The organism is Paenibacillus sp. GCM10023250 (assembly GCF_042653205.1).
In the GTDB taxonomy this organism is placed as follows: Bacteria; Bacillota; Bacilli; order Paenibacillales; family Paenibacillaceae; genus Paenibacillus_Z.
In genome coordinates this window covers 1-7,888 of sequence record NZ_JBHSHY010000077.1, presented here as the reverse complement: position 1 = coordinate 7,888, position 7,888 = coordinate 1, and the positions used below count along the sequence as shown (strand labels likewise).

Genomic DNA, 7,888 nt, shown 5'->3' with positions numbered 1-7,888 from the left:
ATCTACACCTCTAATCCAGGGGGGTGGCCGCCATCTGTTTATCGCGAAAGAATGCTGACACAAGCAGCTTAGTAGCGGGATTTCTGAATGAGTGTGTTTTCAAACTGCACTTTTATTGACAACTCCAGAGAACTCAAAAAATTGGGTACTACGATTAAGCTAACGGGCACGATAGCTCAATCATTACACGACGGCAGCCGGCCTCAGATCGATCAGCTGTCGTCGTTCCGCTAACGGGCAGCAGTTTAGCGTAATAAAAGGTTGTGATTGTTCCATTGAGTTGGGAACGTAATTTGCCCCCAGACAAGGAAGCCTTAGATCGTGTTAGTCATTGGCAGCCAAACGATGAATGTTGATCCTTCGTTTTCCTTGGACATCACCTCAATGGTGCCGGAATGTTCATTGATAATCCACTTGGCAATAGAGAGGCCAAGTCCGTATCCGGAAGTCTTCCCCCGAGAAACATCGGCTCTGTAAAAGCGCTCAAAAATGTGGGAAAGCTCATCTGGATTCATCCCTATTCCCGTATCGGAAACCTGTATGCCAGCATAGCCACCCTTTTGTAGACTACTTATTTCGACGTATCCGGATGATGTGTATTTGAATGCATTCTCTATAAGAATAAGCAGAAGCTGCTGTAAGTAATCCGAATCGCCTTGGATATGTACGGATAAGAGTTCATCGATGTCTTTCATGTGCCATTCGACAGTACGAGGAAGGAGACTCGCTTTCCGAACGACTTCAATGATAAGCGGATGAAGAGGGAGATTTCTTTTTTGACATGAAAATTCCAGAATCTCCTCTAGCCAACGTCAGTAGATCTGTGACGAGTCGCGTCATCCGCTCAGCTTCTTCTGAAATATCATTAATGGCTTCCAGGGACATCTCCAAATGATGTGGTTCCACTGGCTGGAGCGGTTCTCTTGTACTCCATAGCTTTCTTAATAAGTCACCATTGCCACGGATTGTCGTCAGTGGTGTGCGAAGTTCATGAGACGCGTCGCCAACGAACCGACGTTGTGCGTCGTAGGCTTCGTTTAAGCGTTGATAAGCCTCTTGTAGTCGAATGAGCATATTATTGAGTGTGTCGGATAGAAGGCCGATTTCGTCGTTTGGTTTGCCTCTTGGAATCCGCTTTATGAGATCGTCTCCGTTTTCGATTCGATTAGAGGCAAGGATGACTTTGTGCAGTGGTTTCAATGCTCTTTTTGATATAAATAAACCTAACAGAATGGCAATAGCCAGCACCCCGAGCGACGATAACACAAGAATCCATAACAGATTATGGAGGATTTCAGTTTCCTTGCCTGTATAGAGTCCAACCTGCAGAAGTCCGACTATGCTGCGGTCTTGAAGCACAATTGGAATGTTGAGAATGGTGAAGGGATCTCCGTTCACTTTGATATTCGTATAGTTAAGTTTCAGCTCTGGACTCGGATCCGGATATTGAAGTGTGATGCCGGCTTCGACGAGGTTTCGCGAGTACCGGACTTTCTCATGGATATAGTCCACAACCTGGATGATGACTTGATTATTTGCAATGCTAGGAGATATATCAAACTGCAAGCTGTTCCAGAAATCAACAGATTGCGTAATTTTAATGCCCTTCACGGTATTTTGTATGGTGGATTTAATATCTTGGTTCGTTTTGTAGAAGATGTAGCTATAAAGTGCGGTGCAAAGTATAGCTAAGATCAGTGTAATGAGACACGTATACCAAAGCGTAATTCGCAATTGGATCGTCAAAGGATCTCCTCCTATAGCATGGTGGACGGATTATCCTTACCTTGGTATTTAAATCTTAAATTAAAATTAAATTGGAGTAAGGATTAGCTAAATTTTCATCTTTTTATCAGAATAGTGGATTTCAAGTGTTGCATAAAGAGACTACAGAAACTCGGCAGTAACGTAAGAACTTTAGTTGAATTGCGAAACTGAATGTAGCTGCCGGCGCACGATCGGCAGCTATTGTTAAGTTAACGAAGAGGATCGCGTAATTTAAAAACCTAGTCCGGTTGACTATAACATTCATGTTATGTTTTAAAATGCTGGTATCGTATGCAAAGGATGTGAACCCAGTGGAGCATCAAGCTCAAGTAGTGCTAGGTATATCTGGAAGTCTACGTAAGAATTCGTCCAATACTAGGTTGCTCTCGACCATCGAGGGAATGATGCCGGCCGGTACAGTCTTTCGTATGTATCAAGGACTTGGGAGTTTACCCCATTTCAGTCCAGACTTAGATGGTGATGAAACTCAATCACATGAGGCGGTGCGAGAATGGCGGGAGATGCTGCGAGCAGCGGATGCGATTGTAATCTGTACGCCGGAATATGCGCGAGGTGTGCCAGGCTCGCTCAAGAACGCGCTGGACTGGGTCGTATCTTCAGGAGAATTCATGAACATGCCGACTGCGGTTATAAGCGCATCCCCACATCCCGATGGTGGTGCTTCAGCACTGCAATCGCTGACATTGACTTTAAGGATGATGAGCGCAACAATCCCGGATGAAGCATCACTTGCCATTCCTTTCGTCAGTAACATGATTGGGCCGAATGGTAGTGTGACGGACCAAAAGACTTTGTCGTTGCTTTTGACCCTGATTCACTCTCTGTCGCAGGCCATTTCAGAGAAATAATTCTGCCAACAGGAAAAGCCGAGGATCATCTCCCCGGCCTCGTCTCAGGCTGCCTGTGTAGGCTCATGACGGTTGTACGGTACGGCTCAGCCACGAATGGAGCAAGCTTTCCAACTCGTCGCTTTGAATTCGATACGCCTTGTCGCTCGACCTCGGATGCAGCTCGATGCCGCCTGAAGGAGTGATGAGCAGATCATCCGTCGTCCCGTCCTTATAGACAATCGTTACCTCGCCCGCGCCGCTAAAAAGCATATCGGGCGTAAAGCCATCCATCGGAGCATGCGCCATCAGGTCGACGGCCTGGGCCAACTCTTCCTTCGATACAGCCGCCGTCGGCTCCGCTCCGGCCATGACCTTTAACTCTTGCACCTCGCCGGCGAGCAGTCGTTTCTGAAATGAAGCTACATGGCCTGAGCTCCCACCGCCTCCAAGCGAGCAGCTCGATATCAGGACGATGAGTCCGACAATAGCCGCGATCACGCCGACCGCACGGTTCGTGAAGAGAGCCGCTTCAGTCGGTTCGGCATCCTTGATGCGCCAGCCGATCGATAGATACCACGCCGGATACGGAAATAGCGCGTTAAACAATCCGAGCAGCATAAGCAGAAAACCGCCCATTGCGAACGACCCCCCTTTCCAATATTTTAAGAATATACGCGGCTATTCGAAATTTGTTTCCGACTTCTGCCAAATCCACTTGTTTTTAAGAAAAGGAGATGTAAGTTGCGCGTGCTCCACGTCCCGGAGGCTTTTTACTCCCATTTCTGAGGAAGTCAAACGAAATTTCTTGTTAAGGATGGTGCCTCGAATGGAATATATTTATGATAAAGCGATCAATTTGAATGTTACCACATATGATCTGCTTGCCAGTAAAGGGGAACAATTAATAAATCTGTTCAAATTAATTTTAGACTATATCCCTCCATTATTAGAGGGAGAATTTATTATTAGGACTCAGAAAAAATCATTACGTTATGTGGACTATGATAATAATAAAAAGAGTATTGAAAAATTTTATGCGTCTTTGATAAAAGGTGAAAATTTAAGCATACAGATCGTAGACTCTGATCAAAATAAAAATCAATCTGTCCCTAAGCCGATCATTCCATTAATAAGTTCAGGTGTATCTTGTTTTGATGCGGAACCCATTCCGGAAGAAGCATTGAAAAGATTGAACTTATTTAATGTGTTTACCCTTGGTTTGAGTGAACGGTTATTCAATTACCAGATTCCGCCGAATGTTCAAACAGTACTTTTGAACATATTTAAAGAGGCAATTCAATTGTTGAATGGAGTTACAGGCTATATTTCATATGATACAACCACTGCCGGCACTTTAACTCCTAGTCAATTAGAAAATTATTATGCTCTAGATTTAATTACAACTCCACGCTATACTGAACGCCTACGCGGATATTTCTGGATGACATATCTGACTGAAAGGCACTTGGAGCAGCTTGGTGGAGTGGATTATGTAATCAAAAATAGTCCATGTTTTCATGTTGAACCAATAAAAACGGATTCACATCGTGGATTAATTCTTCAGCTGTCACCTGATATAAATGATTATAGTGATGCACAGCTATTGCAGCTTCGTACATTTTTAGTTCCAGTTTTAAATTTTGGGAAAGGCGTAAAATCGGAAGGATATATTGGTTATGGAGATTACCCAGGGGCAGTGAATCGTTTAGTAGAACATTTACTATAAATTGCAATTGAATAAGCGCTTGAGCACCATGCGACCCGGAGACGGAAATTGGAGTTAAAGTTGCTCACTTGAGGCGAGCCCGTAATATGACTCAAGAGGAACTGGGAAAACGGCTAAACCTGTCAGCTCAGGCCATATCAAAATGGGAGAATGGCGACTCTCTGCCAGATCTATCCCTCATAGCAGATTTGGCAGCAATCTTCGATTGCACCACCGATTACCTATTGGGGCGGAGGCTCAATGATAAGGCTGATCTTGTGATGCGCCTCCTTGCCATCATACATCAAACGGTTCGTAAGATGGGAACCCTTAATATAACAATGGGGCTAAGAAGAAAATACTTGCTAAGATAAACGAAGGCAGCCGACCAAACATCTCCCTAGGTACGATGCAATTTTGGAAAAGGTGTAAAATCGAAAGAATATTTTGGTTATGGAAATTACTCAGCGAGATTTCTGTAAGAGGGTGTTTTCAAGCTGCATTTTGGTTGATAACTCCAAAGAACGTTAAAGTTACAGCATCACGCTGCTACATAGAGCGAGGATAGTGTGGGGAGCGTGGTATAATTCACAGCATAACGTTGGAGAAGGATGGAACGAGCCTATGACTTCATTCGTCGCAGACAAGCGGTTGCTGGAAGTATACCCGTGTTTAATGGATGTTTGCCCCGAGGATTGGGCTGAGGCAAGCTCGGAAGTACGAATATTTTCCGCCCAACCGCGTCTCTTTCAGCGTGAGGAAGCAGTGTCCTATGGCATGCTTTTACTGAGCGGAAGCGCTCGAATCAGCCAAATCGGGGAGGATGGGAGCGAGCGGGTTGTCAATAAACTTCATCCCGGTGAATTTTGCGCTCTCCATGTACTAAGCGGACTGAGCGGACGAGACTTCCCAGCGGTAATCGAGGCTGAGACGGATGTTGAGGCGCTGTTTGTATCCAAACGCAGCTTTCTTCGCTGGGTGATCGAATACGAGTCGATCCGTAAGACCGTGTTCGGTAACCTGATGGAAGGAATTATGCATATGGGCGAACAGCTTCAGGCGAAGAAGAGCAAAAAGCTGGATAGGCAGTTGGCTGAAGCTCTGCTGAGTATCACGTCGGAGCAGCAGCCCGTGTTGCGAATGACGCATAGTAAGCTCGCTTCCGAAATCGGCACGGCCCGTGAAGTCGTGAGCCGCACTCTAAAGCTTTTTGAGCGGCAGGGATTGGTGGAGCAAGGACGAGGCTGGGTACGAATCATCCGCCGCACTGAATTGGAGGCAATATTAGGTGACTAAGTCACCGAAGCGGTGTTGCCCTTTTGGTATATTGGATACGCAATCATTTTTCCACATACAGGAGGTATTCACCGATGACTCACCAGCTGCAGCCGGGTAGGGTAGCCCCAGCCTTCCGAACCGTCGACCACTACGGCAATCCCATAGTCTTCGATCATGATCGCGGCCGCAAAGTGCTTCTCGCTTTTATGCGGTTCTCCGCTTGCGCCCTTTGCAATTTGCGGGTGCATCATTTTATCAACCGATATCCAGATTGGAAGCGCCAAGGTATGGACGTCATTGCCGTCTTTGAATCGCCGGTGGCCAATATGAGGACATACGTTGGCACGCAACACCCTCCTTTCCCGCTTGTTGCAGACCCGGAGGCTTACTTGTACAAATTGTATGGCGTCGAAACGTCCGAAGAGAGAGTGCGCATGACAATGGAGGATGCGAATACGAAACGGTTTGCCGAAGAAGCTGTAGCTGCCGGGTTTCCCCTTACACCGGAGGAAGGTTCTAATTTCAATCGAATGCCTGCCGAATTTTTGATTGATGAGAGCGGCATCATACAGCTTGCTCATTATAGCCGCCTCGTTACAGATCATCTTCCGCTTGCGACCATTGATGGATACGCTGCTGGACATTAATAACGCATTGATGATTCTTCCTTCGTTACGCCTATCGGGTGGGTGGGGGGCTGTTATCTTATAGCTTAATAATCTGTGCCGCCTCTGTGGAGGCGGCTTTCTTTTGCTCAAATATCAATATAAAGGGATTTTTGTATGGAACGGGTGAGCTGTCACGATGATCGTAGTCGCGCTTTTATTTTTTATTATGCTGGATCGCTTTTGTAAAGGGAGCTAGATAATTGAAGCTAAATTTTAATATATATTACCTTGCTATATAGAGTATTCCGTTGTATAAAGGAAGTACAAGTTTTTCCAATTTTGCGGGATGGGAAGGTACACGAGTGGAAGTTAATAAAGAGGTATTAAAGGGTCATACCGACACGATCATTCTCTCCCTGTTATACAACAAAGAAATGTACGGTTACGAACTTGCCAAATTAGTACGAGAAAACAGCAAAAATCAGTTCGAATTGAAAGAAGGCACGCTTTACTTGTCACTGAAGCGGCTTGAAACAAACGAGTGGATTTCTTCTTATTGGAGTGACGACCAAGGGCCAGGCGGAAGAAGGAAATATTATAAAATCACACCCTTGGGCGAAGAAGCATTCAAACAAAAACGATTGGAATGGCAGTTTATCAAAGGCATCATTGATTCATTTTTGGAGGGAGGAGATAGGAAATGAAGCAAATCGAAGCATTTGTCGATTCTGTCTATCAAAACGCTGGCGGAAACAAAAAAGAAATAAAGGAATTAAAAGCTGAAATGAGAAGCCACCTTCTGGAAGCCGTACACGAATTGAAAAAAGAAGGGAAGTCGGAGAAGGAAGCAGCTGAGCTCGCGATTGAACGTTTTGGTGGAGAACAGGAAATGCGTTACGAACTCGCACAGCTTTATCACAAAAAAGGGCTAATAGCAAAAAGGGTATTGTTTGCGGCCATAACGGTACTTATCGTCGCAATAATTTCATTTCAATTCCTGTATCAACGAGATTATTTGAGCAGTAATGATTTTCCTCATCGCATGAACGACAAGATAATTAATAGTCTAAAAGACCACGAATCATTAACAGACGAAGTGAAAAAAGAAGTTGAAACCATCGTTCAAAGCCATAAAAGAGTCAACAAAATAGAAATTTATAATACCAAAGGTTTAGAGGGGGATGAGCTATTTAATAACTTGGAGAATTCTAAACCTCTTTATTCTTACTCTAATGATGTTTATACAAAAAGATTGCTATGGGCTGGGTATTATCGCGGTGGGAACGGTGTGGGAGATTGGTTTGTATACACGTCAGCATTCGGTTATTATGTAGAATCCATTTTAATTCTGGTATTAGGAGTCGCTCTTTATTGGGCTTTATTCACAATATGGGCAATTATCTATGCTTTCCATACAACAAAGAAAGTGAGTGTCAAATGGACCCTAATATTCTTGTTTTTTAACATGATCGGTTTCGCAGGCTTCGTTCTGACGCATAAGAAGTTTTTGAAACGTGGGTATCAAGAAATATTTGATTAGAGGCGTTTCCGGGGGTCTGTCAAGAATTTTGTGTAAACTCACGTACAGTGAATCCTTAACGTAAATGCTGGCCAATACGATCCGGGAAGAAGACGGAGAGCTGGAGGAGGATTTGTCCCCAGTTCTGCACGCGGCCCGT

General features: G+C 44.7%; 10 protein-coding genes. 7 read left to right on the top strand and 3 right to left on the bottom strand.

What is annotated here, in order from left to right; genetic code table 11:
* Positions 1 to 314: 314 nt before the first annotated feature.
* Positions 315 to 695 carry a sensor histidine kinase gene (locus ACFPB1_RS27165; RefSeq protein ID WP_379229340.1) on the bottom strand — a complete coding sequence of 127 codons (381 nt, stop codon included), beginning with the start codon at positions 693 to 695 and terminating at the stop codon, positions 315 to 317.
* Between the two features lie 46 nt (positions 696 to 741).
* A complete protein-coding gene (locus ACFPB1_RS27160; RefSeq protein ID WP_379229339.1) occupies positions 742 to 1,746 on the bottom strand; it encodes a histidine kinase dimerization/phospho-acceptor domain-containing protein in 1,005 nt (334 codons plus the stop codon).
* A 332-nt stretch (positions 1,747 to 2,078) separates the two neighbouring features.
* Here ACFPB1_RS27160 and ACFPB1_RS27155 point away from each other — a divergent pair, with 332 nt between their 5' ends.
* Positions 2,079 to 2,636, top strand: coding sequence for an NADPH-dependent FMN reductase (locus ACFPB1_RS27155; RefSeq protein WP_379229338.1), 558 nt, complete (start codon positions 2,079 to 2,081; stop codon positions 2,634 to 2,636).
* 63 nt (positions 2,637 to 2,699) lie between these two features.
* On the opposite strand, the gene ACFPB1_RS27150 is transcribed toward ACFPB1_RS27155, so the two are convergent.
* Positions 2,700 to 3,254, bottom strand: a complete 555-nt coding sequence (locus tag ACFPB1_RS27150) for a hypothetical protein (protein WP_379229337.1) — start codon at positions 3,252 to 3,254, stop codon at positions 2,700 to 2,702.
* Positions 3,255 to 3,444: 190 nt separating this feature from the next.
* On the opposite strand from ACFPB1_RS27150, the gene ACFPB1_RS27145 reads away from it, so the two are divergent.
* The 6 genes from ACFPB1_RS27145 (at position 3,445) to ACFPB1_RS27120 (ending at position 7,749) form a co-directional block, all read left to right on the top strand.
* Complete coding sequence (locus ACFPB1_RS27145) at positions 3,445 to 4,344, top strand: hypothetical protein (protein WP_379229336.1); 900 nt, start codon at positions 3,445 to 3,447, stop codon at positions 4,342 to 4,344.
* Positions 4,345 to 4,391: 47 nt separating this feature from the next.
* Positions 4,392 to 4,697 (top strand): helix-turn-helix domain-containing protein, encoded by a 306-nt coding sequence (locus ACFPB1_RS27140; protein ID WP_379229341.1) that lies wholly within the window; start codon positions 4,392 to 4,394, stop codon positions 4,695 to 4,697.
* A 250-nt stretch (positions 4,698 to 4,947) separates the two neighbouring features.
* The gene (locus tag ACFPB1_RS27135) at positions 4,948 to 5,619 is read left to right on the top strand and encodes a Crp/Fnr family transcriptional regulator (protein WP_379229335.1); all 672 of its coding nucleotides are present in this window, start codon (positions 4,948 to 4,950) and stop codon (positions 5,617 to 5,619) included.
* A gap of 74 nt (positions 5,620 to 5,693) precedes the next feature.
* A complete protein-coding gene (locus ACFPB1_RS27130; protein WP_379229334.1) occupies positions 5,694 to 6,248 on the top strand; it encodes a redoxin domain-containing protein in 555 nt (184 codons plus the stop codon).
* A gap of 323 nt (positions 6,249 to 6,571) precedes the next feature.
* Positions 6,572 to 6,913, top strand: coding sequence for a PadR family transcriptional regulator (locus tag ACFPB1_RS27125; RefSeq protein ID WP_379229333.1), 342 nt, complete (start codon positions 6,572 to 6,574; stop codon positions 6,911 to 6,913).
* A complete protein-coding gene (locus ACFPB1_RS27120; protein WP_379229332.1) occupies positions 6,910 to 7,749 on the top strand; it encodes a permease prefix domain 1-containing protein in 840 nt (279 codons plus the stop codon). Before ACFPB1_RS27125 ends, ACFPB1_RS27120 begins: the two co-directional genes overlap by 4 nt.
* Positions 7,750 to 7,888: the final 139 nt, after the last annotated feature.

Bases quoted from the DNA above. Each gene is read 5' to 3' on its own strand.
- ACFPB1_RS27145 (WP_379229336.1), top strand. From the start codon at position 3,445: ATGGAATATATTTATGATAAAGCGATCAATTTGAATGTTACCACATAT.
- ACFPB1_RS27120 (WP_379229332.1), top strand. From the start codon at position 6,910: ATGAAGCAAATCGAAGCATTTGTCGATTCTGTCTATCAAAACGCTGGC.
- ACFPB1_RS27130 (WP_379229334.1), top strand. From the start codon at position 5,694: ATGACTCACCAGCTGCAGCCGGGTAGGGTAGCCCCAGCCTTCCGAACC.
- ACFPB1_RS27135 (WP_379229335.1), top strand. From the start codon at position 4,948: ATGACTTCATTCGTCGCAGACAAGCGGTTGCTGGAAGTATACCCGTGT.
- ACFPB1_RS27165 (WP_379229340.1), bottom strand. From the start codon at position 695: ATGAAAGACATCGATGAACTCTTATCCGTACATATCCAAGGCGATTCG.
- ACFPB1_RS27150 (WP_379229337.1), bottom strand. From the start codon at position 3,254: ATGGGCGGTTTTCTGCTTATGCTGCTCGGATTGTTTAACGCGCTATTT.